Source organism: Rhizobium sp. RHZ02 (assembly GCF_014851575.1).
GTDB lineage: Bacteria > Pseudomonadota > Alphaproteobacteria > Rhizobiales > Rhizobiaceae > Rhizobium > Rhizobium altiplani.
Genome location: NZ_JACUZX010000002.1, coordinates 95,056 through 118,828, shown reverse-complemented (window position 1 = coordinate 118,828; position 23,773 = coordinate 95,056). Strand labels below are relative to the sequence as shown.

Sequence of the window (23,773 nt, the reverse complement as noted above, 5' to 3'; positions counted from 1 at the left end):
GTCACGCGAAGCGACCGAGATAGTCCATCTTGCCGACCGGAACGCCCTGGTTGCGCAGGATCGCGTGAGCCGTCGCAATATGGAAGAAGAAGTTCGGCAGTGCGAAGGTCATGACATACTCGTCGCCGCGGAACGTGATCTTGTTGCCCCCTGGAGACAGAGTGATTTCGCGCGTTTCCGTTCCCTCGAGTGCAGCCGGCGTAACGGCCGCAAGGTAGGCTTCTGTCTTGGCAACACGTGCGCGCAACTCGGCGATCGTCGCTTCGTTATCCTCGAATTTCGGCGCCTCGCTGGCGGTCAGTCGCGCAATCGCCAACTTGGCGCTGTCGGTCGCGCGCTGATATTGGCCTGCAAACGGCAGCATGTCCGAAGATAGCCGCGCCGCAACGAGATCCGCGCCATCGATGCCTTTTTCTTTGGCGAAGGCCTCGGCTTTGTCGAGATAGGTCTTCAACGTCTCAAGGCCACGTTGGAAGACCGGAACGGTTGATCGATACATCGAGATCGGCATCAGTTTCTCCATGGAAGGGCAGCGAAACTGCTGCCGCTGGCGCGGCCAATATAGTCATCGACATCGCGCTTTTCAGTGCCTGGCAGCCATCTTGGCGAGATTTTCGCCAAGCGCCGGCGGCCTCATCCTTCAATTGGACTTGACGCCTCCCATAGAAAATGGAATGAATATTCCGTGATACAAATTTCACGGTTCGTTTGTTCCGTTTCTTGACGGATGGCCAACGGGAGATGGCACGCAGCGAACAAGATACTGGCTTTTGGGCATGGCCCGAAGCTCCGGCGTGAGGAGGGTGCAGCCGGACACCGCTTTGTGGAGGAAAACAAAATGAAGAAATTTATCATGGGTACTGCCCTGGCGCTCGTCCTGTCGACGGCCGCTCACGCTGAAACCGTTGGCGTCTCGATGGCGCTGTTTGACGACAACTTCCTGACCGTCCTGCGCAACGGGATGCAGGACTATTCCAAGACCCTGAAGGGCGTGACGCTGCAGGTTGAAGACGCCCAGAACGACGTCGCGAAGCAGCAGAGCCAGATCCAGAACTTCATCGCATCCAAGGTTGACGCGATCATCGTCAATCCGGTCGACACCGACGCTACCGCCGCCATGTCGAAAATCGCGGCTGATGCCGGCATTCCGCTCGTTTACGTCAACCGCGAACCGGTCAACGTCGACAGCCTTCCGGATAAACAGGCCTTCGTCGCTTCGAACGAGCAGGAATCCGGTACGCTTGAAGCCAAGGAAGTTTGCCGCCTGTTGGGAGGCAAGGGTAAGGCCGTTGTCATGATGGGCGAACTCTCCAACCAGGCTGCACGCATGCGCACCAAGGACGTCCATGACGTCATTGCGACGGACGAATGCAAGGGCATCCAGATCATCGAAGAGCAGACGGCCAACTGGTCCCGTACTCAGGGGTCCGACCTTCTGACCAACTGGCTCTCCAGCGGTCTCGAGTTCGATGCCGTCATTTCGAACAACGACGAAATGGCGATCGGCGCCATTCAGGCGCTCAAGGCGGCCGGCAAGGACCTCAGCAAGATCGTGATCGGCGGCGTTGACGCTACGCAGGACGCACTCGCCGCGATGCAGGCCGGTGATCTCGATGTGACGGTCTTCCAGGATGCCGCAGGGCAGGGCAAGGGCGCGCTTGATGCGGCCCTGAAGCTCGCGAAGGGCGAAAAGATAGAGAAGAAGGTTTACATTCCTTTCCAGCTCGTCACGCCTGAGAACGTCAAGGACTTCGTCGCGAAGAACTAACGTTCGGAGAAATCGGGATGCGGGACAGGGTTCCGCATTCCTTCCCTCAGTCCGTGTCCGGGAGGAGATGAGATGGTTGTCAGCCCGTCTACAATGGCTGCAGTGCGCCAGAGCGGCGCTGTTCCGAATGCGGAATACCTGTTGAGCGCCGAAGGTGTCCGGAAGGAGTTCCCGGGCGTTGTCGCACTTGATGATGTTCAGTTCCGGCTGAGGCGCGGCACCGTGCATGCCTTGATGGGCGAAAACGGCGCCGGCAAGTCGACGCTGATGAAAATCCTCGCCGGCATCTATATTCCCGACAAGGGCGAAGTACGCCTCAAGGGCGTTGAGATCCAGCTAAAATCGCCGCTCGACGCCTTGGAAAATGGCATTGCGATGATTCATCAGGAGCTGAACCTGATGCCCTATATGACCGTCGCCGAGAACATTTGGATCCGTCGCGAGCCGACGAACAAGTTTGGCTTTGTCGACCACGCAGCCATGTTCCGCCAGACCGACGAGCTGTTTCGCCGGCTGAACATCGACATCGACCCGGAGATCCAGGTCCGCGAACTTTCCGTCGCCAGCCGGCAGATGGTCGAGATCGCCAAGGCTGTCTCCTACAATTCCGACGTCCTGATCATGGACGAGCCAACCTCGGCGCTGACCGAGCGCGAGGTCGAACACCTCTTTCGGATCATTCGCGACCTCAGAGCTCAAGGCATCGGTATCGTCTACATCACGCACAAGATGAACGAGCTGTTCGAGATTGCCGACGAGTTCTCGGTGTTCCGCGATGGCCGCTATATCGGCACTCATGCCTCAACAGATGTCACCCGCGATGACATCATCCGCATGATGGTCGGCCGCGAGATCACCCAGATGTTCCCCAAAGAGGACGTGCCGATCGGCGACGTCGTCCTCTCGGTCAAGAACCTGTCGCTCAACGACGTCTTCCGTGACGTTTCCTTTGACGTGCGATCGGGCGAAATCCTCGGCGTAGCCGGCCTTGTCGGCTCAGGCCGATCAAACGTCGCCGAGACCTTATTCGGCGTGACGCCCGCAACATCGGGCACGATCGAACTCTTCGGCAAGAAGACGACGATCGCCTCGCCGACCGTCGCAATCCGGAATCACATGGCGTTCCTGACCGAGGACCGCAAAGACACGGGCTGTTTGCTGATCCTCAGCGTTCTCGAGAACATGCAGATCGCCGTTCTCCAGGACAGGTTCGTCAAGGGGGGCTTTGTGCAGGAAAGCTCGATCGAGGCGACCTGCGAGGACATGGCCAAGAAACTCCGAGTGAAGACGCCCAACCTCGATGAGCGCGTGGAAAACCTGTCCGGCGGCAATCAGCAGAAGGTTCTGATCGGTCGCTGGCTGCTGACCAATCCGAAAATCCTCATTCTCGACGAGCCGACCCGTGGCATCGACGTCGGCGCCAAGGCTGAAATCCATCGCCTGGTGACAGAGATGGCGAAAAACGGAGTGGCGGTGCTCATGATCTCGTCGGAAATGCCCGAAGTACTGGGCATGAGCGACCGCATCATGGTGATGCACGAGGGTCGGGTGACCGGTTTTCTCAATCGCGACGAAGCAACGCAGATCAAGGTCATGGAGCTTGCCGCGCAGTAACGCGGCGTCCGGCAACCGAAGGGAGGATATCATGAATACCAACGCAGCTGAGGTAGCGGCCCCGCTTGCAACGCGCGCGCGCAGACGGCGTGTCCCGCCCGAGCTCAGCATTTTCCTTGTCCTGGTCGGCATTGCACTTGTCTATGAAATTCTCGGCTGGATCTTCATCGGCCAGAGCTTTCTGTTCAATTCGCAGCGCCTGACGATCATGATCCTTCAGGTCTCCGTCATCGGCATCATCTCGGTGGGTGTGACGCAGGTCATCATTACCGGCGGCATCGACCTCTCATCCGGCTCCGTCGTCGGCATGACGGCGATGATTGCGGCAAGCTTCGCGCAGGCATCGACCTGGCCACGGGCGCTCTATCCTTCGCTGACCGACCTGCCATTCTTCATCCCGATCGGCGTCGGCCTCCTCATCGGCCTTGCGGCCGGCTTTATCAACGGGCAGCTGATTGCAAAGACCAAGATCCCGCCATTCATCGCCACGCTCGGCATGATGGTTTCGGCACGCGGCATTTCGAAGTGGTACACCAAGGGCCAGCCGGTCTCGGGACTCACCGAGCAGTTCAATTTTATCGGCACCGGCATTTGGCCCGTCATCGTCTTTCTGGTCGTGGCGCTAATCTTCCACATTGCGCTTCGCTATACGCGCTACGGCAAGTTCACCTATGCGATCGGTGCCAACGTCCAGGCTGCGCGCGTTTCCGGTATCAATATCGAAGCTCACCTGATCAAGGTTTACGCCATTGCCGGTCTCCTTGCGGGCCTTGCGGGCGTCGTTACGGCAGCCCGCGCCCAGACTGCGCAAGCTGGCATGGGCGTCATGTACGAACTGGACGCCATTGCCGCGGCTGTCATCGGCGGTACGTCTCTGACCGGCGGCGTCGGCCGCATCACCGGCACGGTTATCGGTACGATCATTCTTGGCGTGATGACCTCTGGCTTCACCTTCTTAAGAGTCGACGCCTACTACCAGGAGATCGTCAAAGGCCTGATCATTGTGGCCGCCGTCGTGATCGACGTCTACCGCCAAAAGAAACGCGCCAAGCACTGATAGAAAACCCTTCGGAACGGGAGCCTCGGCTCCCGTTTCTCGTTTCTGCTAACTATTGCTGCGGAACAGCAAAATTTCTGAAAAAAGAGGTGGCGTATTCTGCCAGCTTTTCTATTCTGCGCTCTTCGTATCGCCCGCCCGGGCACACAGGAACGCAGATGCAATTCGTATTCGACGGCCATAACGACGTCCTCCTTCGGCTTTGGACACATGAAAGGGATGGCGGCGATCCAGTCGCTGAATTTTCAAACGGAACAGATTTGGGCCACATAGATGGCCCGCGCGCCAAAGCTGGCGGACTGGCCGGTGGCCTCTGCGCAATCTACGTGCCCTCCGGCGATCTCGTTTTTGCCGATCCCGACAAGAACGGCCACTACGTCACGCCGCTCGCTGCGCCCCTCGAGCCGCTGTCCTCGCTGAACATCGCCGCGGAAATGGCCGCCATCGCGCTTCGCCTGGACCGCGCCGGCGCCTGGCGCCTTTGCCGCACGGTAAAGGATATCCGCAAGGCCATGGCTGACGGGCTCTTCGCGGCCGTGATGCACATGGAAGGCTGCGAGGCCATCGGACCTGACCTGGCGGCGCTCGAAGTATTTTATGCCGCCGGCCTGCGCTCGTTGGGACCGGTATGGAGCCGCCACAATATCTTCGGACACGGCGTGCCCTTCGCCTTCCCTATGTCCCCGGACACCGCGCCCGGTCTTACCGAGGCAGGCTTTGCCCTCGTGCGCGAATGCAACCGCCTAGGCATCCTGATCGATCTGGCGCACATCACCGAGAAGGGCTTCTGGGACGTCGCCAAGACGACCGATCAGCCGCTTGTTGCCAGCCATTCCAACGCTCACGCGTTGACGCCAGTCGCCCGCAACCTCACCGACAAGCAGCTCGACGCCATCAGGGAAAGCCGCGGTCTCGTCGGCGTGAACTATGCGACCGCGATGCTGCGCAGCGACGGTCGCTCCGATGGCGATACGCCGCTGATCGATATGGTTCGCCACATCGACTACCTCGTGGAGCGCGTCGGCATCGACTGTGTGGCGCTCGGTTCGGACTTTGACGGCGCAACGATCCCCGAAGAAATAGGGGACGCCGCAGGGAACCAGAAGCTGATTGCCGCCCTCCAGCGCGTTGGCTATGGTGCGCGAGATCTCGAAAAATTGGCCAGCGGGAACTGGCTGAGGATTCTGGCTTCGGCGTGGGGAGAAGAAAACGCCTGAGCCCGCCTAAAGCTTTGCATTGAAATGGAAAACAGGGGAACCAAAAACCATGATAGTCAGCAAATTCAACCGCACATTCCGTCAACTTTCGGCAGGCGCTGCTCTGTCGATCATGATGGCAGCTGCACCGGCCGCTTTCGCGGAAACGCCGAAGGACACGCTGGTTGAAGGCTTTGCCTTCGACGACATCATCACCATGGATCCGGGCGAGGCGTTCGAACTGTCGACGGCCGAAGTCACGAGCAACACCTACAGCTTGCTCGTCCGTCTTGACATGAACGACACGTCCAAGGTCAAGGGCGACCTCGCCGACAGCTGGACGGTATCGGATGATGGCCTGACCTACACCTTCAAGCTCAAGCCCGGTCTGAAGTTTGCCTCCGGTAACCCGATCACTGCTGACGACGTCGCATGGTCCTTCGAACGCGCCGTGAAGCTCGACAAGAGCCCCGCCTTCATCATCACCCAGTTCGGCATCAATGGCGACAACGTCACCGAAAAGGCGAAGGCGACGGATGAAAACACCTTCGTCTTTACCGTCGACAAGCCCTATGCGCCGAGCTTCGTGCTGAACTGCCTGACGGCAACCGTTGCCTCTGTTGTCGACAAGAAGCTCGTTATGGATCACGTCAAGTCCGTGACGCCGAGCGCCGATTACAAGTATGACAACGACTTCGGCAACGAATGGCTGAAGACCGGTTACGCGGGCTCGGGCGTTTTCAAGCTGCGCGAGTGGCGCGCCAATGAAGTTGTCGTGATGGAGCGCAATGACAACTACTACGGCGACAAGGCGAAGCTCAATCGCGTGATCTATCGCTTCATGAAGGAAAGCTCGGCGCAGCGCCTGGCGCTGGAAGCCGGCGATATCGACACCGCCCGCAACCTGGAGCCCGGCGATCTCGATGCAGTCGGCAAGAACGCCGATCTGACGACCGTCAGCGCCCCGAAGGGTACGGTCTATTACGTCAGCCTGAACTCCAAGAACGAAAACCTGAAGAAGCCGGAAGTCCAGGAAGCCTTCAAGTACCTCGTCGACTATGACGCGATTGGTTCGACGCTGATCAAGGGCATCGGCGAAATCCACCAGACCTTCCTGCCGAAAGGCCAGCTCGGTGCGCTGGATGAGAAACCGTATAAGCTCGATGTGGCCAAGGCCAAGGAATTGCTGGCGAAGGCTGGCCTGAAGGACGGCTTCTCGGTGACGATGGACGTTCGCAATACGCAGCCGGTAACGGGTATTGCCGAATCCATGCAGCAGTCGCTCGCCCAGGCTGGCGTCAAGATGGAAATCATCCCCGGCGACGGCAAGCAGACCCTGACGAAGTTCCGCGCGCGTACACACGACATGTACATTGGCCAGTGGGGCTCGGACTATTTCGATCCGAACTCGAATGCCGATACCTTCACCACGAACCCGGACAACTCGGACGCCGGTACCGTCAAGACGCTCGCATGGCGCAACACCTGGGAAGCGCCCGAACTCGACAAGGAAACGAAGGCTGCACTGCTGGAACGTGACGGCGCGAAGCGCGCGGCCATGTACGAGGACATCCAGAAGAAGTTCCTCGCCAACAGCCCCTTCGTGATCATCTTCCAGCAGATCGAAGTGGCAGGCGCCCGCAAGAGCCTCAAGGACTTCAAACTCGGCCCGAGCTTCGACACCAACTATGTCGGCCCGGTCGGCAAGGAATGATCCGGCAGGATTGATCCGTTGAGCATCGTTGAAACAAAGATGGAGGCACGGCCCAAACGGGGCCGTGCTGTTCCCATTGCCAAGGCGGTCGGGCGATTTCTTGTCGCCGCCGTCACGACTTATCTTGGCCTTCTGGCCGTAACCTTTTTCATCGGCCGCGTCGTACCGATCGATCCCGTCCTTGCCATTCTCGGTGATCGTGCGCCTACGCATGTCGTCGAGCGCGTCCGTCGCGAGCTCGGTTTCGACCTGCCGCTCTACCAGCAGTTCTTTATTTATCTGAAGAGCATCCTGTCGGGTGACTTCGGGACCTCCGTCCTGACCACCAATCCCGTCATGGTCGACATTAAGCGCGTGTTTCCAGCAACGATCGAGCTCGCGACACTCGGGACCATCATCGGCTCGGTCATCGGCGTGCCGCTCGGCGTGCTGGCTGCCGTTCGGCGCGGCAGCGTCGCCGACCAGGTTGTCCGCGTCATAGGTCTGATCGGTTATTCCGTTCCGATCTTCTGGCTTGCGCTGATCTCGCTCGTGATCTTCTACGCGCAATTGCGATGGGTGGCCTTCCCGGGCCGCATCGATATCGTATTCGAGTACAGTTTTACGCCGGTAACTGGCTTCTATCTGATCGACAGCGCCATGCAGGGGCAGTGGGACGTCTTCTACGATGTCTTCCGCCACATCATTCTGCCGGCCTCGCTGCTCGGCTACTTTTCGCTTGCCTACATCAGCCGCATGACCCGAAGCTTCATGCTCAATGAGCTCAGCCAGGAATATGTGGTTGCCGCACGCGCCAAGGGGTTGTCGGAGACGAGGGTCATCTGGGGCCATGCACTGCGCAACGCCGCCGTGCCGCTCGTCACCGTCATCGCGCTCTCCTACGCCGGTCTGCTCGAGGGCTCGGTACTGACGGAGACGGTTTTCTCCTGGCCGGGCATCGGGCTCTACATCACCAATTCCCTTCAGAATGCGGACATGAACGCTGTTCTCGGAGGCACCATCGTCATCGGCACGGTTTTCATCGGCATCAACCTTTTGTCCGATCTTCTCTATCGGACGCTCGACCCTAGGACGCGAAGCCGATGACGGTTCCCGCAAATCAATCAGCGCCGATGAGCCGCCGCGAGTGGCTGCTTTCAGATCGGCCGCAGTCGCGCAGACAGGCGCGATTGGGCCGAGCCTACGTGACCTGGCGCCAGTTCACCGCAAATCGCCTGGCCGTCGTCGGTTTGCTGATCATTATCGCCCTCCTGTTCATGGCTGCCTTTGCGAACGTGCTGGCAACCCATTCGCCTATCGTTGGCGACCTGAAGAATGCGCGTCTTCTGCCGCCCGGCTCTGAAGGCTACTGGCTTGGCACGGACGATCAGGGCCGTGATATCTATTCACGCCTTGTCTATGGCGCCCGCTTGACGTTGCTGGTCGTCGTTCTCGTTGCTGCCATCTCGGCGCCGATCGGTCTGATCGTCGGGACCGTGTCGGGCTACGCCGGCGGCTGGGTCGACGCGACGCTGATGCGCATCACCGATATCTTCCTGGCTTTCCCCAAGCTGGTTCTGGCCCTCGCCTTCGTTGCAGCGCTCGGACCTGGTATCCAGAACGCGATCATCGCGATTGCGATTACATCTTGGCCACCCTACGCTCGCATTGCACGCGCGGAAACGCTGACCGTTCGTCGCTCTGACTACATCTCCGCGGTCAAGCTGATGGGTGCATCGCCTCTGCGGATTGTGGTCCGGCATGTGATGCCGCTTTGTCTTTCCTCGCTCATCGTGCGCGTGACGCTCGATATGGCTGGCATCATCCTGACAGCCGCCGGTCTCGGTTTCCTCGGTCTCGGGGCGCAGCCCCCGCTTCCGGAATGGGGCGCAATGATCGCGTCAGGCCGGCGTTTCATCCTCGACCAGTGGTGGGTGGCAGCCATGCCGGGCTTTGCGATTCTCATCGTTAGCCTCGGCTTTAATCTTCTCGGCGACGGCCTGCGCGATGCGCTCGACCCCAAGGAGAGCGGCCAATGACCGATCTCCTCACCGTTCAAAACCTCAAGGTCAGCTATCCCACACGCACGGGCGTCATCGAAGCCGTTCGCGGCGTCTCGTTCACCCTTGGCAAGGAACGCCTCGGCATCGTCGGCGAATCCGGTTCCGGCAAGTCCCAGACGGGGCGCGCCATTATGGGTCTGACGCCGAAGCACGGCATCGTTTCGGCCGACAAACTCGACTTCAACGGCATTGACCTTCTCGCCGCATCCGCCAAGCAGCGCCGGCAATTGCGCGGCAAGCGCATCGCGATGGTCCTGCAGGATCCGAAATATTCACTCGATCCCGTCATGTCGATTGGCCGGCAGATCTGCGAAACGCTGAGGACGCACGAGAAAGTCGGCAAGGCGGAGGCGCGCGACCGCGCTCTCGCGATGTTGGAGGCAGTGCAGATCCGCGATCCGAAGCGAGTGTTCGACCTCTATCCGCACGAGGTCTCGGGCGGCATGGGTCAGCGCGCCATGATCGCCATGATGCTGATCGCCGATCCGGAACTGTTGATTGCCGACGAACCGACCTCCGCACTGGATGTCACGGTTCAGCTCGACGTCCTCAGGATTATGGACCGGCTTGTGTCGGAGCGCGGCATGGGGCTGATCTTCGTGTCTCACGATCTGCGTCTTGTGTCGTCCTTCTGCGACCGAGTCATTGTTATGTATGCCGGCAAGGTCGTCGAGGAACTCAAGGCATCCGATCTCAAGAATGCGCGCCACCCGTACACGCAGGGCCTGTTGAACTGCATGCCCCAAATCGGAGAAAGCAGGCATCCCCTGCCGGTTCTGGATCGCAAGCCGGAGTGGGCAGCATGAGCATTGCACTTTCTGTCGACAAGCTGAGCGTGATCTATGATCACTTCCACGCCCTGAAGGACGTCAGCGTCGATATCGAGACCGGCGAGTCATTCGGCCTGGTCGGCGAATCCGGATCCGGAAAATCGACGCTGCTCCGTGCCGTTGCCGGCTTGGCGCCGGTAGCAAGCGGTTCCATCAAGATCCATGGCGATCCGCTCGTCGGCACGAAGCGATCGAAGGCCTTTTACAGGCAGGTGCAGATGGTCTTCCAGGATCCATACGGATCCCTGCACCCGCGCCAGACCATCGATCGCCTCCTGCTCGAGCCGCTGGCAATCCATGGCATCAGCGACAGCGACACGCGGATCGCGCGCGCCCTCGACGAGGTCGGACTTGGAAACGGCTTCCGCTTCCGCTACCCGCACCAGCTTTCCGGCGGTCAGCGCCAACGCGTTGCGATCGCCCGTGCGTTGATTGTCGAGCCCTCCATCCTCTTGCTTGACGAGCCGACCTCGGCGCTTGACGCTTCCGTGCAAGCCGAGGTTCTGAACCTCCTCGAACAAGTGCGGCGTGATCGCAATCTGACCTTCGTTATGGTCAGCCATGATCTCGGCGTCGTCACCCATATGTGCGATCGCCTTGCTGTGATGCGAAATGGGACCGTCGTCGAGCGCCTGACCTCGGCCCAGCTGGCGCAGGCGGCCGTGACCGAGGACTACACGCGAAATTTGATGGTTGCCAGCAAGGGCTTCGTCAAAGCCTGAAAGGCAATCCTTTCAACGAATTGATTTTGCTGAGGCTCGCCGGGCCTCAGCGTTAACAACTAGCTAAAACACGACCATTCAACTAGACTATTGACACTCGCCTTACTTCTGTCATGATCCGGTTAACGCCCGTTAATTTTCGTGATCATGGAGATCAGGCATGTTTTTTCTCGGCGGCATGACCATGGGATACCTGCACCCCCCGGCCAAGACCGATAGAGAAGCTGCAACCACGACATCCATTCCCGCGGAGAAGGATCGGCGGCTTTTGGAAACACAGGCGGCAACGGTCAAGCCGCACCAGGGTGCAATAGAGGACCGTTCCTTGCTTTGGGCGTGGCGAACCCTCGTCTGATTACCGGAGGCAGATTTTTTATCGCGCACTGGCAGGACAGAATTTTATCTCTACTTATCAGATAGAGAAAATACGAAAATACGATCTACAAAAAAGAAAAGCGGAGAAAACGGAGGCAGCAGATGGCAGATCTGGGTATCTCGCACGCTCATGTAAATCAGTATCGTCCCGCGCAGACCGCGCGACCGGCCACGAGGCGCGGCAAGATTCAGCTTGTTGTTCACGCTACGCTTGTTACGGCGGCATTTGTCTTCGTTGCTGCTCTCGTCTTTGGCATCTTAGGATAAGGCAAGAGCGCTGCGGCTGCTGCGCTGAAGATGCCGCTTCGGGAACCATCCGTTCCCCCGTTCATTCCCTTAGCACACTCGATGTGAGAAGGAGAATGACGATGAAAGGCATTTTACTCTGGTTGATCGGCATCCCAATCCCTGTGATTATTCTGCTCTATCTCTTCCATGCCTTTTAGAGCGGCGTTCTTTTCCCAGATTTTTGTGAAGGCGCGTCCATCTCGGCGCGCCTTTTTCGTTGACGGATCCAGCGGGCCTGAAGTTCCGACGGAACCAATAAGGCGACCTGCCGTTATTTGAGCAGCAAAAACAAAGGAGATCGCCATGCTTTACTATGCACTCGTATTTCTCGTAGTGGCGCTCATTGCCGGCGTATTGGGCTTCGGCGGTATTGCAGGTGCATCCGCATCCATCGCCCAGGTTCTTTTCTTCCTGTTCCTGATCCTGTTCGTTGTCTCGCTGATCATGCGCCTCGTGCGTCGCACCTGAGGACGAGTTGAAAGCCGGCGCTCTTGAGCGCCGGTTTTTTCGTCGGCACGCGAGATTAGCCGAGCGAGCTCCGCATCCTTTGAAACATCTTGACTTGAATTATCGCAATGGTGTCCAACTTTCCCGGAATGGCTTCAGAAGGGTGGAGGGCGCAGCGGAGCCGTTTACGCAAATAGCCCACACAGGTCGCGTTTAAACCGATTCGCATCGTCGGTTGATCGTCGTTTTGATTGTGTTGTCCGGGATCAAGAAACCCCGGCGCTGTTCATGCGGCAGTCATATTTGGCAGTGCAAAAGGCTACGCAAATCATCATAACTTTGCTTGGATCCAGAACCGAACCCATGTCAATTTCCGCCACGTCTCCGAGCCCGTCCCGCGAGTCCGAACCGAAGCAGATCGACCACAACGACTCGATCCGCTCGACCTACCTTTCCATCGAGAACATCAAGGCGATGGCCGCCACCGTGGCCGCCCGCGGCATCGACTCGCTGCCCGCCTTTGCGCCCTTCGATTTCTTCGCGCGGCATAAGGAAAACGAGAAGGAGATCCTGCGGGTCTACCGCACCACGGCAACGGACGTGGAATCCGGGGAAACGATCACCCCCGCGGCGGAATGGCTGCTCGATAACCACTACATCGTTGAGGAAGCGATCCAAGAGATCCGTCGCGACTTCCCGCGGCGCTTCTATCGGGAACTGCCGACGATCAACGTGAACGGCGTCCAGATCCCACGCACCCTGGCGTTGGCTTGGCTTTATGTTGCCCACACTCAAAGCACGATTTCGCAGGAAAGCCTGACGGCCCTTGTCGATGGCTTCCAGCAGGGTGAAACGCTGAGGATCGGTGAGCTCTGGGCGCTGCCATCGCTCGTGCGCTACGTGCTCGTTGAAAACCTGCGCCGTATTTCGATCCGCGTCGAACGCAGCCGCCGGATGCGCCGGCGCGCCAATGAGGCTGCAGATGAGCTTGTGCGGCTGACGGAGCCGGCACAGGCGGCCGACTATCTCAGGTCGCTCGAGTCGCTCGCCGAAGACAACACCTTCGCGACGCAGTTCCTCTACCGCATGCGCGATGGCTCGCAGGCGTCGAGCGTGGCGATCGCATGGCTGGACGAACGCCTTGAAGCGCTCGGTCGCGACACCGAAGAGACGACAATGGCGGAGCACAGCCGCCTGTCCTCCGGCAACGTCACCATGGGCAACATCATTCGCAGCCTTCGCGAGATCGACGACACCGAGTGGTCGGTCTGGGTTGAACAGGTCAGCCACGTCGACAAGCTGCTCTGGGATCATTCCGACTACGGCGATCTCGATTCCGGCTCACGCAACAAGTATCGCAAGCAGATCGAAAAACTCGCCAAGCGCTCGCAGCTCTCGGAAATGGAGATCGCCCAGCTGGCGCTCGACATGACCGAGGAGGCGAAGGCCTCCGACGAGCCGCAACCGCACGAACCAAACGTCGGCGGCTTCCTGACCGGCGCCCAAAGACCCAAGCTCGAAGCGCGATCGAACTATCGCCCAACTCTGACCCAGCATTTCGTCCGCACGGTCCGCCGATTCAACTGGCTATCGATCGCCGTTCCGGTGATCCTGCTCACCATCATCGCCATGGCGATTGTTGGGAAGTTCATGGCGCATGCGGGCATGGGACCACTTGAGATCGCAATCCTGCTGATCATGTTCTCCCTTCCGGCTTCGGAAGGAGCAACCGGTCTCTTCAACACTGTGCTGTCGTTTTTCGTCACACCGGCCCGCTTGGTCGGCTACGAGTTCAAGGAGGGCATCCCCGAGGAAGCCCGTACGCTTCTGGTCGTTCCCTGCCTCATCTCGAACCGCGACAGCGTCGATGAGCTGGTCCGCAATCTGGAAGTTCATTATCTCGCGAATCCGCGCGGCGAAATCTACTTCGCACTGCTCAGCGACTGGCCGGACAGCCAAGTCGAGGAAACCTCGGCCGATCTCGAGGTTCTGGACTATGCCCGCCGCGAGGTCGCGAACCTCTCGGCACGCTATGCCTTCGACGGCAAGACACGCTTCTACCTCTTGCACCGCCGTCGTCTTTACAATCCATCCGAGGGCGCCTGGATGGGATGGGAGCGCAAGCGCGGCAAGCTACACGAATTGAACCTGCTGCTTCGCGGCGACCGCGATACGACCTACCTTCCCGGTGCAAATATCGTACCGGCAAACATTCAGTACGTGATGACGCTCGATGCCGACACCCGCCTCATGCGCGATACGGTCACGAAGCTCGCTGGCAAGCTTTACCATCCGATCAACCGTCCGGTCATCAATCCGGCCACGGGTCGCGTCGAAAGCGGCTACGGCGTGCTGCAGCCGCGTGTCACCCCATCGCTGACAACAGGCAAGGATGCATCGGTCTTCCAACGTGTCTTCTCGATCAACCGCGGCCTCGACCCATACGTCTTCACCGTCTCCGACGTCTATCAGGATCTGGCAGGTGAGGGCACGTTCACCGGCAAGGGCCTCTATCATGTCGACGCCTTCGAAGGATCCTTGAAGGGTCGCATCGAGGAAAACTCGGTGCTCAGCCACGATTTGCTCGAGGGCTCGATGGCCCGGTGCGCGCTCGTCACCGATCTAGAACTCGTCGAAGATTTCCCGACCCGCTACGAGGTCGAAACGTCGCGCCAGCATCGCTGGGCGCGTGGCGACTGGCAGCTGCTGCCGTACATGTTCAACCCGACGCACGGTGTGACCGGGCTCGGCCGCTGGAAGATGTTCGATAACCTGCGGCGCTCTTTGACGCCGATCGCATGGTTCTTCGCTTCGGTGCTCGGCTGGTATTTCATGAGCCCGCTCGGCGCGCTCGTCTGGCAGATCCTCTTGATTTTCTGCCTTTTCGTCGCTCCGACCCTCTCGCTGATCCACGGCATCATTCCACGCAGCAGCGATATCGTCGCCAGTGCTCACCTTTACACGGTCTGGTCCGATATTCGCGCGGCCAACGCTCAGGTAGCCTTGCGGATCGTGTTCATCGCCGATTCCGCTTGCATGATGGCTGATGCCATCGGTCGCTCGCTCTATCGCCTGCTTTTCAGCCACAAACTGATGCTGCAGTGGCGAACGGCAGCCAGCGTCCAGGCCGGCAAGCAGGGAACGATCCCGTCTTACTACAAGGCAATGTGGCACGCGCCGGTGCTGGCCCTCCTCGCACTCGGTTTAGCGGCCCTCTCCGGCGACAACGCCTACCTCGTCGGCGTTCCTTTCGCGTTCCTGTGGATCATCTCGCCGCTGGTCGCCTACTATGTCAGCCAGTCCGCCGAGACCGAGGACCGGCTTGAGGTTGCCGATTCCGTATCCAGCGAGCTCCGCAAGATCGCGCGCCGCACCTGGCGCTATTTCGCGACGTTCACCACCGCCGAGCAGAACTATCTACCGCCGGACAACGTTCAGGAAACGCCGCACGTGATCGTGGCGACGCGCACGTCGCCGACCAACATCGGGGTCTACCTGCTGTCGGTCGTCTCGGGCCGCCATTTCGGTTGGTTCTCTTTCGAGGAAACCATAGAGCGGCTCGAACAGACGATCGCAACAATCGACAAGATGGAGAAATTCCGCGGGCATCTCTTCAACTGGTATCACACGGATACGCTGGAGACGCTTGGACCGCGTTATGTTTCCGCAGTCGACAGCGGCAACCTCGCCGGCCACCTGATCGCGATCTCGTCTGCCTGCCGCAACTGGGCGGAAGCGCCTTCGGCCCATATGCAGGGCAATCTCGATGGCGTCGGCGATACTGCCGGCATCCTCGCGGAAGTGCTGTCGGAGCTGCCGGACGATCGCAAGACGGTCCGTCCGCTGCGCCGTCGCCTGGAGGAACGCATCATCGGCTTCCAGAATGCGTTGGCTGCGGTAAAGCGCGAGCATGAGTTCGCATCCATCCGCATCATCAACCTGGCCGTACTGGCGCGCGACATTCAGAAGCTCGCGGCCAACCTCGATCACGAGGTGAAGTCTGCGCTGAGCGCCGAAGTCACGCGCTGGGCTGAGTCTCTGGTCAAGGTCTGCGAAGCCCACATTTCAGATAGCACCTTCGATCTGTCCAACATCGATGCGTTGCGTCCGCGCCTGATTGCCTTGCGTGACAAGGCCCGCGACCTCGCCTTCTCGATGGATTTCGGCTTCCTGTTCCGACCCGAGCGGCGCCTGCTCTCGATCGGATATCGCGTCGAAAGCGGCGAGCTCGATCAGGCCTGCTACGACCTCCTGGCGTCCGAATGCCGGCTCACCAGCCTGTTCGGCATCGCCAAGGGCGATCTGCCGACGGAACATTGGTACCGCCTCGGCCGCCAGGTCGTCCCGGTTGGCTCGCGCGGTGCGCTTGTCTCCTGGTCCGGCTCGATGTTCGAATACCTCATGCCACCGCTCGTCATGCAGGAGCGTGGCGGCGGTATCCTCAACCAGACCAACAATCTGGTCGTGGTCGAGCAGATGAACCATGCGCGCAAGCTGGGGATTCCGTGGGGTATTTCGGAAGCGGCCTTCAATGCCCGCGACCATAACCTGAATTACCAGTACACCAACTTCGGCGTACCGTCGCTCGGCCTGAAGCGTGGCCTCGGCCACAACGCAGTCATCGCGCCCTATGCGTCGATCCTTGCCAGCCAGTACGATCCTGACGCGGCGCTTGAGAACCTGCAGCGTCTGCGCAAGCTCGGTGCGCTCGGCAAGTTCGGCTTCCACGACGCCGTGGACTTTACGCCGACGCGCCTGCCGGAAGGCAAGACTTGCGCGGTCGTCTATAACTACTATGCTCACCACCACGGCATGTCGATCGCCGCGGTCGCGAACGTTGCCTTCAACGGCCATCTGCGCGAACTATTCCACTCGGATCCAGTGATCGAGGCTGCCGAGCTCCTTCTTCAAGAGAAGGCACCGAGGGATATTCCGGTCATGAGCGGCAAGCACGAGTCCGATACCCCAGCCAGCATCCAGGACGATCTCTTGCGCCCTGAACTGCGCAAGATCTACGACCCCGCCTCGCGCGATCGCGAGCTGGTCTTCCTCTCGAACGGCCACTACTCTCTGATGCTGACCGCAACGGGCGCCGGCTATTCGCGGTGGAACGGCCAGTCGGTCGCCCGCTGGAAAGCCGACCCGACAGAGGATCGCTGGGGCACCTTTATCTTCCTTCGCGATACGGCAACCAACGAATGGTGGTCGACAACGGCGGAGCCAAAGAGTGTCGAAGGCGAACAAGCTAAGGTTCTCTTCGCCGACGAAAAGGCGGAGTTCACCAAGACTGTCGGAGATATCACCAGCGAAGTCGAATGCATCGTTGCGACCGAGCATGATGCCGAGGCTCGACGCCTGACGCTCGTCAACACCGGAACGGAAGATCGCTTCATCGAGGTGACGTCGTATCTCGAACCGGTTCTGGCGACGGACGATGTCGATAACGCCCATCCGGCATTTGCGAGGATGTTCGTCAAGACGGAGATCGGCAAGCGTGGTGACGTCATCCGGGTCGAGCGCAACAAGCGTGATCCGAACGAGCCGAATATGGCCGTTGCCCACCTTATCGTCGACAACTCCGGCTCGACGCGGGACACGGAGTTCGAAACCGATCGCCGCAAGTTCCTCGGTCGGGGACGCAGCCTCGCAAACGCTGCTGCCTTCGATCCGGGCGCGACCCTTTCCGGCACGGACGGCTTCACCCTTGATCCGGTTCTCTCGCTTCGCCGCATCGTCCGCGTACCGCCCGGCAAGAAGGTCACGGTCACTTTCTGGACCATTGCCGCCCCGAGCCGCAATGAGGTGGACCAGGCAGTTGATCGCTACCGCCACGCCGACGCCTTCAACAACGAGCTCGTCCAGGCCTGGACCCGCACGCAGGTGCAGATGCGCCACGTCGGTGTCACGTCGCAGCAGGCAGCAGCCTTCCAGCACCTCGGCCGCCACCTGGTTTATCCGGATATGTATTTGCGAGCCGATGCTGCCGCGGTCGCGGCCGGGATGCAGTCGCAGTCGTCGCTTTGGCCGCTTGCGATCTCAGGCGATTTCCCGATCTTCACGTTGCGCGTCAACGATGACATGGATCTCGAAATCGTCAGGGAGGCCTTGCTTGCGCAGGAATACCTGCGCTCGCGCGGCGTCACCGCCGACTTGGTCATCATGAACGAGCGCGCGTCGTCCTACGCACAGGACATGCAGCACGCCGTCGACCAGATGGCCGAGAATGTCCGCCGCTTGGGTCAGGCCGATGGCTTGCGCCAGCACATCTTCACGGTCCGCAAGGATCTGATGGAAGAATCGACGTATCACGCGCTGATCTCGGCCTCCCGCGTGACGCTCCATGCCAAGAACGGCAAGATTATCGATCAGATCAATCGTGCCGCCGCACTCTTTTCTCCAAGCAAGGAAGAGCAGCAGGAACTGGAGCGCGCCGATCGCACGAGGACGTCAATCAAGCGGAGCGCCCCGAAACGCGCCGCACGGCCATCGAAGGTGGTCATCGAGGAAGAAGGCGATCTCAACTACTGGAACGGCATCGGCGGTTTTGCCGGCGACGGTCGCGAATACGTCGTGCGCCTTCCCGGGGGCCACGCAACGCCGCATCCGTGGATCAATGTAATCTCGAACGAAAAGTTCGGCTTCCATGTCTCCGCGGAAGGTGCGGGGTTCACCTGGAGCGCAAACTCCCGCGATTATCAGCTGACGTCGTGGTCGAATGATGCAGTCATCAACCGCGCCGGTGAAGCGATCTACGTCGTCGATCAAGATAGCGGCGCGGTCATGACCCCGTTCGCAAACCTCTCAGATCGCCAAGACATACGATTCGAAGCGCGACATGGTCTGGGCTATTCGGCCTTCTCCAGCGTCCAGAACGAGATCGCACTCGAGGTTACGCAGACCGTCGATCGCGAGAAACCGGTCAAGTTGCAGCGAATCCGGCTACGCAATACAGGCTCCAAGCCAAGAAAGCTGCGGATCTACGGCTACGTCGAATGGATTCTCGGCAACAATTCGCAAAAGTCCGCACCGTTCATCCTCTCGGAACACGACGCGGAAACCGGAGCGCTGTTTGCAAGCAATAACTACAGCATCGACTATTCCGGTCGTGTCGCTTTCTTTGTGGCCAGCGAGAAACCATCGAGCTTTACCGCCAGCCGCCGGGAATTCATCGGCAAGACAGGTACGATCCAGGCACCGCGTGCACTGAGCTTGGGAACCAGCCTTTCAGGCGCTACAGAACTCGACGGCGACCCGGCAGCGGTTCTGGCGTTCGATATCGAGATCGCACCGGACGAGGAGCGCGACGTCTGCTTCTTCCTCGGCGATACCAAGACGAAGGCGGAAGCGCGGGCGGTGATCAACGATATCCGCAAGGTCGCCTTTGACGACGTTGTCCAGGCAAATCGTTCGTTCTGGCAGGCGTTCACCGGAAAGGTGCAGGTTTCCACGCCCGATCAGGGCATGAACAATCTGATCAACACGTGGCTCCCCTACCAGAGCCTCGGCTGCCGCATCATGGCGCGCACGGCCTTCTATCAGGCAAGCGGTGCCTTCGGCTTCCGCGATCAGCTGCAGGACACGTTGGCATTCGTCATCCATGAGCCGTCGATTGCTCGCAAGCAGATCCTGAACGCCGCCTCGCGTCAATTCCGCGAGGGCGATGTGCAGCACTGGTGGCTGCCAGGCACTGGTGCCGGCGTTCGGACGATGATTTCAGACGACGTGGTTTGGCTCGCTTACGCGATCCATCACTATTGCAGCGTTACGGGAGACAAGAGCGTCCTCGACGAACAGCTCGCTTTCCTCGAAGGGCCGGCACTCCTCGAAGGGCAGCACGACTCCTTCTATCTGCCGGAAGTCTCCGAAGACAAGGTGAGCGTTTACGAACACGCGGCCCTCGCGCTCGATCTCGCCATCGCCCGAACAGGCAAGAACGGCCTGCCGCTCTTCCTCGGAGGCGACTGGAACGACGGCATGAACCGCGTCGGTATTGGCGGACAGGGCACCAGTGTGTGGCTTGGCTGGTTCCTGGCGGGCGCGCTCCGTTCATTCTCGGCGTATGCTGAGGAACGCGGCGACAAGGCGCGCGTCGAGCGGTGGACACAGCACCTGACCACCCTCAAGGCCGCACTCGAGACCGTTGCCTGGGATGGCGCTCACTACCGGCGTGGCACGTTCGACGACGGCAGCTTGCTTGGCTCCAAGGAAAGCCTCGAATGCCAGATCGATTCCATCGCCCAATCCTGGAGCGTGCTATCAGGGGAGGGAGATCCGGCGCACTCGGCGAAGGCGATGAATTCCGTGCTGGAGAAATTGGTCGATCCGGAAGCGCGGATCATCCGGCTCTTCACGCCGCCCTTTGCAAACTCGGCTAAGGATCCTGGTTACATCAAGGCCTACCCGCCGGGTGTTCGTGAAAACGGCGGGCAATACACCCATGCCGCGACCTGGGTTGTGCTGGCACTGGCTGAACTTGGCCGCGGCGATGATGCCCTCCGTTGCTTCGATCTGCTCAATCCGATCAGCCATGCGCGCGATCCGGCTTCGGCGGAACACTATCGCGTCGAACCCTACATCATCGCAGCTGACGTCTACGGTGAGGGCGCGCTCAGCGGGCGCGGCGGTTGGACCTGGTATACTGGCTCGGCCGGTTGGCTCTACCGCTCGGTGATCGAGGGCATCCTCGGCATCAGGGTGAGGGATGGCCGCTTGTACGTGCGTCCAGCACTGGCAAGCACATGGGACGGCTTCTCCGCCGATATTGAACGCGCAGGTGCTAAATACCTCATTTCGGTCTCAAAATCGTCCCATCCGAGGGGTTACGATGTGACCATCAACGGACGCGAAGTCACCGATCCCGACGAGGGATATCCGGTCGGATAACAGCATTTTTCCTGGCTAATGATCCGGCGATTCGTTGCGGCCAAAAGGGAACCCTTTTGGCCGCAACTGTGTTTGCATATCGGAAGAGCAGGAGAATTCCATGGCAATAGCGCGCGGGGCACCGATCGGCGCCAAGCAGAGTTCTGTGACGGTAGCGCCGGCGAAACGCGATACGCGGTTGGACGTTCTGCGCGGGCTCGCGCTCATCACGATTTTCATCAATCATGTTCCCGGTCAGATTTTCGAGAACTTTACAACCAAGAATTTCGGCTTCTCGGATGCCGCCGAGGCGTTCGTCCTGATTTCAGGCATTGCCGTCGGCTTGGCCTACGGCACGCGGTTTGAGCCAGGCGCGTGGCTCCAGACAGCAGTGAAGGCCACGAAGCGGGCGTTCACTCTTTACCTGGCTCACATGATAACGACGTTCATGACGCTTGCCTTGTTCCTGACGGGCGCCTGGGTCTTCCACCGCCCCGGCCTGCTGTGCGAGATCAACATTCTTGCCGTCCTCACCAATCTGAAGGCTGGTATTCCCTCGCTCGTGCTGCTGGGACATCAGATCGGCTACAACAACATCCTCCCGATGTATGGGGCCTTGATGCTGATGGTGCCAGTCATCCTTCTGCTCAACGCGGCAAGCCCTCTTCTCGCTTTGGCCGTCTCCGGCACCGTTTGGCTCTTTGCAGGCACCTACGAGATTGCGCCCCATAACATGCTGATCGAGGGCTATTGGTTCCTCAATCCACTGTCCTGGCAGTTCCTCTTCACGATCGGCATCGTCGGTATGATGCATGTCTGCCGCGGCGGCAAACTGCCGCAGCACCCGGTCCTTTTTGCTGCTGCCGCCGCTTACGTCGCATTGTCCTTCGCCTGGGTGGTCGGTCAACTCTGGAGCTTCGGGACTGCGTTGGCAGCGCTCGGTCTGCCGCCGGTGCTGACCGGTTTCGACAAAACTTTCCTGTCCCTGCCAAGACTGTTGCACGTTCTGGCGCTGACGTATCTCGTCATCAATATTCCGGCAATCTCGCGCCTGCTTCGCCGGTCCGCAGACAATCCGCTGACCATTCTCGGCCGCCACTCGCTGAACATCTTTGTCGCCGGCACCATTCTGGCGATGGTTGGCCAGGTGGTGCTCTACATCAACAACCACGACCGGATCGTCGGCCCGGTCTTCGTGGTTATCGGCATCGCCATCCAGTTTGCCTACGCCTACCATCTTGAGCGTAAGCGCAAGCTCGAGACAGGCGGCCGAAACAGGTTGCCCAACCGAACGCTGGTGCCGGTTCCTGTCCGCATCGATCGCTCGCGGGATCGGCGCTAGACGGCGGTGGCATCAGGCTGCTGGAAGATCGCAAGTCCGCCGCCACGCCGCCGCATCTGGTCGCAAAAACCTTGACTCCTGTGGAAAACCTTCTAAGAGCAACGGCGGAAAAGGAATATCCATGGTTCGCGACGCACACGCAATTGCTGCATGCAATGACCGGGCACAAGGTGCCGGGATGGATATTGCCGTTCCGGTTTCTTCCAAAACCAAGGCCAAAACGACGACGAAAACCGTCTGACGTCTCTGGCCTGCCGCTCTCTCCCCGGCCCGGCTGGGGACAAGGAAGCCGCGATATTTGCGCGCTTTCCCCCTCACCGGACAAGAGGAGAGAAGAGAAAGAGAGCTTGAGAAATGGGTTTTAAAGTTGCAGTTGCGGGAGCGACCGGGAATGTTGGCCGGGAAATGCTCAATATCCTCTCCGAGCGCGGTTTTCCTGCCGATGAAGTCGTGGCGCTTGCGTCCGCGCGCTCGCAGGGCACCGAAGTGTCCTACGGCGACAAGACGCTGAAGGTCGCCAACCTCGAGAATTACGATTTCTCCGACACGGACATCTGCCTGATGTCGGCCGGCGGCGAAGTTTCCAAGAAGTGGTCGCCCAAGATCGGCGCCCAGGGCTGCGTTGTCATCGACAACTCCTCGGCGTGGCGTTACGACGCAGACGTGCCGCTGATCGTTCCGGAAGTGAACCCGGACGCCGTAACCCAGTTCAGCAAGCGCAACATTATCGCAAATCCCAACTGCTCGACTGCGCAACTTGTCGTCGCTCTCAAGCCGCTGCACGACTTCGCCAAGATCAAGCGCGTCGTCGTTTCGACCTACCAGTCCGTTTCCGGCGCTGGCAAGGACGGTATGGACGAGCTGTTCAACCAGACGCGCGCCGTCTTCGTCGCGGATCCGATCGAGAACAAGAAGTTCACGAAGCGTATTGCCTTCAACGTCATCCCGCACATCGACGTCTTCATGGAAGACGGCTACACGAAGGAAGAGTGGAAGGTTCTCGCCGAGACCAAGAAGATGCTCGACCCGAAGATCAAGGTGACCTGCACGGCAGTTCGCGTTCCAGTCTTCATCGGCCACTCTGAATCGGTCAACATCGAATTCGAAAGCGAGATCACGGCCGATCAGGCACGCGACATTCTGCGCGAAGCTCCCGGCTGCCTCGTCATCGACAAGCACGAGAACGGTGGTTACATCACGCCTTACGAATCCGCTGGCGAAGACGCGACCTTTATCTCGCGCATCCGCGAGGACGCGACGGTCGAGAACGGCCTGAATATGTGGGTGGTTTCCGACAACCTCCGCAAGGGTGCCGCTCTGAACGCGATCCAGATCGCCGAGTTGCTTGTCAATCGCGGACTTGTGAAGCCGCGCAAGCAGGCAGCCTGAACCAGTTGTTAACTATGGTTTGTTAAGCCCGGCTAAATAAGGTAAGGGCTTTTCTTGGCGCGGGTTGGTCGTTTCGGCTTCCCGCGCTTGCCAAATCAAAGACGGTGACAATATTGCCGAAAGCGGG

Annotated in this window: 17 protein-coding genes; 15 read left to right on the top strand and 2 right to left on the bottom strand. The window is 59.7% G+C overall.

Translation table 11 applies throughout. From position 1 onward, the window contains the following. Position 1: 1 nt before the first annotated feature. Positions 2 to 511: a DUF1993 family protein gene (locus IB244_RS03425; RefSeq protein WP_018858911.1), complete on the bottom strand. Its 510-nt coding sequence runs from the start codon at positions 509 to 511 to the stop codon at positions 2 to 4. A 327-nt stretch (positions 512 to 838) separates the two neighbouring features. On the opposite strand from IB244_RS03425, the gene IB244_RS03420 reads away from it, so the two are divergent. From IB244_RS03420 to IB244_RS03375, 10 genes are all read left to right on the top strand, one after another. Next, a complete protein-coding gene (locus IB244_RS03420) occupies positions 839 to 1,768 on the top strand; it encodes a sugar ABC transporter substrate-binding protein (protein ID WP_018858912.1) in 930 nt (309 codons plus the stop codon). 72 nt (positions 1,769 to 1,840) lie between these two features. Then, positions 1,841 to 3,382 (top strand): sugar ABC transporter ATP-binding protein, encoded by a 1,542-nt coding sequence (locus IB244_RS03415; protein WP_026372010.1) that lies wholly within the window; start codon positions 1,841 to 1,843, stop codon positions 3,380 to 3,382. A gap of 31 nt (positions 3,383 to 3,413) precedes the next feature. After that, on the top strand, positions 3,414 to 4,439 hold the full coding sequence (locus IB244_RS03410) for an ABC transporter permease (RefSeq protein WP_018858914.1): 1,026 nt from the start codon (positions 3,414 to 3,416) through the stop codon (positions 4,437 to 4,439). 158 nt (positions 4,440 to 4,597) lie between these two features. Next, complete coding sequence (locus IB244_RS03405; RefSeq protein ID WP_018858915.1) at positions 4,598 to 5,656, top strand: dipeptidase; 1,059 nt, start codon at positions 4,598 to 4,600, stop codon at positions 5,654 to 5,656. A gap of 49 nt (positions 5,657 to 5,705) precedes the next feature. After that, on the top strand, positions 5,706 to 7,349 hold the full coding sequence (locus tag IB244_RS03400) for an ABC transporter substrate-binding protein (protein WP_192303198.1): 1,644 nt from the start codon (positions 5,706 to 5,708) through the stop codon (positions 7,347 to 7,349). A gap of 18 nt (positions 7,350 to 7,367) precedes the next feature. Next, positions 7,368 to 8,435 (top strand): ABC transporter permease, encoded by a 1,068-nt coding sequence (locus IB244_RS03395; protein WP_026372011.1) that lies wholly within the window; start codon positions 7,368 to 7,370, stop codon positions 8,433 to 8,435. Next, positions 8,432 to 9,367 (top strand): ABC transporter permease, encoded by a 936-nt coding sequence (locus IB244_RS03390; protein WP_192303196.1) that lies wholly within the window; start codon positions 8,432 to 8,434, stop codon positions 9,365 to 9,367. Before IB244_RS03395 ends, IB244_RS03390 begins: the two co-directional genes overlap by 4 nt. Next, positions 9,364 to 10,197: an ABC transporter ATP-binding protein gene (locus tag IB244_RS03385; protein WP_192241205.1), complete on the top strand. Its 834-nt coding sequence runs from the start codon at positions 9,364 to 9,366 to the stop codon at positions 10,195 to 10,197. Before IB244_RS03390 ends, IB244_RS03385 begins: the two co-directional genes overlap by 4 nt. Beyond that, positions 10,194 to 10,943 (top strand): ABC transporter ATP-binding protein, encoded by a 750-nt coding sequence (locus tag IB244_RS03380; protein ID WP_113469669.1) that lies wholly within the window; start codon positions 10,194 to 10,196, stop codon positions 10,941 to 10,943. The genes IB244_RS03385 and IB244_RS03380 overlap by 4 nt, the downstream gene beginning before the upstream one ends. 160 nt (positions 10,944 to 11,103) lie before the next feature. Next, positions 11,104 to 11,298 carry a hypothetical protein gene (locus tag IB244_RS03375; RefSeq protein WP_018858920.1) on the top strand — a complete coding sequence of 65 codons (195 nt, stop codon included), beginning with the start codon at positions 11,104 to 11,106 and terminating at the stop codon, positions 11,296 to 11,298. Positions 11,299 to 11,698: 400 nt separating this feature from the next. Here the strand turns inward: IB244_RS03375 and IB244_RS03370 are convergent, their stop codons facing one another. Continuing rightward, positions 11,699 to 11,911 carry a hypothetical protein gene (locus IB244_RS03370; protein WP_162763371.1) on the bottom strand — a complete coding sequence of 71 codons (213 nt, stop codon included), beginning with the start codon at positions 11,909 to 11,911 and terminating at the stop codon, positions 11,699 to 11,701. Between IB244_RS03370 and IB244_RS03365 the strand changes: the two genes are divergently transcribed. The 5 genes from IB244_RS03365 (at position 11,910) to IB244_RS03350 (ending at position 23,646) form a co-directional block, all read left to right on the top strand. Beyond that, positions 11,910 to 12,074, top strand: coding sequence for a DUF1328 domain-containing protein (locus tag IB244_RS03365; protein WP_018858923.1), 165 nt, complete (start codon positions 11,910 to 11,912; stop codon positions 12,072 to 12,074). The two genes, IB244_RS03370 and IB244_RS03365, sit on opposite strands and share 2 nt — an antisense overlap. Before the next feature lie 342 nt (positions 12,075 to 12,416). Beyond that, a complete protein-coding gene (locus IB244_RS03360) occupies positions 12,417 to 20,936 on the top strand; it encodes a GH36-type glycosyl hydrolase domain-containing protein (protein ID WP_192303194.1) in 8,520 nt (2,839 codons plus the stop codon). A gap of 100 nt (positions 20,937 to 21,036) precedes the next feature. Next, the gene (locus IB244_RS03355; RefSeq protein WP_113469667.1) at positions 21,037 to 22,257 is read left to right on the top strand and encodes an OpgC family protein; all 1,221 of its coding nucleotides are present in this window, start codon (positions 21,037 to 21,039) and stop codon (positions 22,255 to 22,257) included. Further along, positions 22,247 to 22,498, top strand: a complete 252-nt coding sequence (locus tag IB244_RS31975) for a hypothetical protein (protein WP_312867208.1) — start codon at positions 22,247 to 22,249, stop codon at positions 22,496 to 22,498. Before IB244_RS03355 ends, IB244_RS31975 begins: the two co-directional genes overlap by 11 nt. 113 nt (positions 22,499 to 22,611) lie before the next feature. Further along, complete coding sequence (locus tag IB244_RS03350; protein WP_018858927.1) at positions 22,612 to 23,646, top strand: aspartate-semialdehyde dehydrogenase; 1,035 nt, start codon at positions 22,612 to 22,614, stop codon at positions 23,644 to 23,646. Positions 23,647 to 23,773 lie beyond the last annotated feature (127 nt).

What these genes read in the sequence shown, in the direction of transcription:
- IB244_RS03420 (WP_018858912.1), top strand. Translation starts at nt 839, where the DNA reads ATGAAGAAATTTATCATGGGTACTGCCCTGGCGCTCGTCCTGTCGACG.
- IB244_RS03390 (WP_192303196.1), top strand. Translation starts at nt 8,432, where the DNA reads ATGACGGTTCCCGCAAATCAATCAGCGCCGATGAGCCGCCGCGAGTGG.
- IB244_RS03385 (WP_192241205.1), top strand. Translation starts at nt 9,364, where the DNA reads ATGACCGATCTCCTCACCGTTCAAAACCTCAAGGTCAGCTATCCCACA.
- IB244_RS03360 (WP_192303194.1), top strand. Translation starts at nt 12,417, where the DNA reads ATGTCAATTTCCGCCACGTCTCCGAGCCCGTCCCGCGAGTCCGAACCG.
- IB244_RS03405 (WP_018858915.1), top strand. Translation starts at nt 4,598, where the DNA reads ATGCAATTCGTATTCGACGGCCATAACGACGTCCTCCTTCGGCTTTGG.
- IB244_RS03370 (WP_162763371.1), bottom strand. Translation starts at nt 11,911, where the DNA reads ATGGCGATCTCCTTTGTTTTTGCTGCTCAAATAACGGCAGGTCGCCTT.
- IB244_RS03355 (WP_113469667.1), top strand. Translation starts at nt 21,037, where the DNA reads ATGGCAATAGCGCGCGGGGCACCGATCGGCGCCAAGCAGAGTTCTGTG.
- IB244_RS03425 (WP_018858911.1), bottom strand. Translation starts at nt 511, where the DNA reads ATGCCGATCTCGATGTATCGATCAACCGTTCCGGTCTTCCAACGTGGC.
- IB244_RS03415 (WP_026372010.1), top strand. Translation starts at nt 1,841, where the DNA reads ATGGTTGTCAGCCCGTCTACAATGGCTGCAGTGCGCCAGAGCGGCGCT.
- IB244_RS03350 (WP_018858927.1), top strand. Translation starts at nt 22,612, where the DNA reads ATGGGTTTTAAAGTTGCAGTTGCGGGAGCGACCGGGAATGTTGGCCGG.
- IB244_RS03375 (WP_018858920.1), top strand. Translation starts at nt 11,104, where the DNA reads ATGTTTTTTCTCGGCGGCATGACCATGGGATACCTGCACCCCCCGGCC.
- IB244_RS03410 (WP_018858914.1), top strand. Translation starts at nt 3,414, where the DNA reads ATGAATACCAACGCAGCTGAGGTAGCGGCCCCGCTTGCAACGCGCGCG.
- IB244_RS03380 (WP_113469669.1), top strand. Translation starts at nt 10,194, where the DNA reads ATGAGCATTGCACTTTCTGTCGACAAGCTGAGCGTGATCTATGATCAC.
- IB244_RS03400 (WP_192303198.1), top strand. Translation starts at nt 5,706, where the DNA reads ATGATAGTCAGCAAATTCAACCGCACATTCCGTCAACTTTCGGCAGGC.
- IB244_RS03365 (WP_018858923.1), top strand. Translation starts at nt 11,910, where the DNA reads ATGCTTTACTATGCACTCGTATTTCTCGTAGTGGCGCTCATTGCCGGC.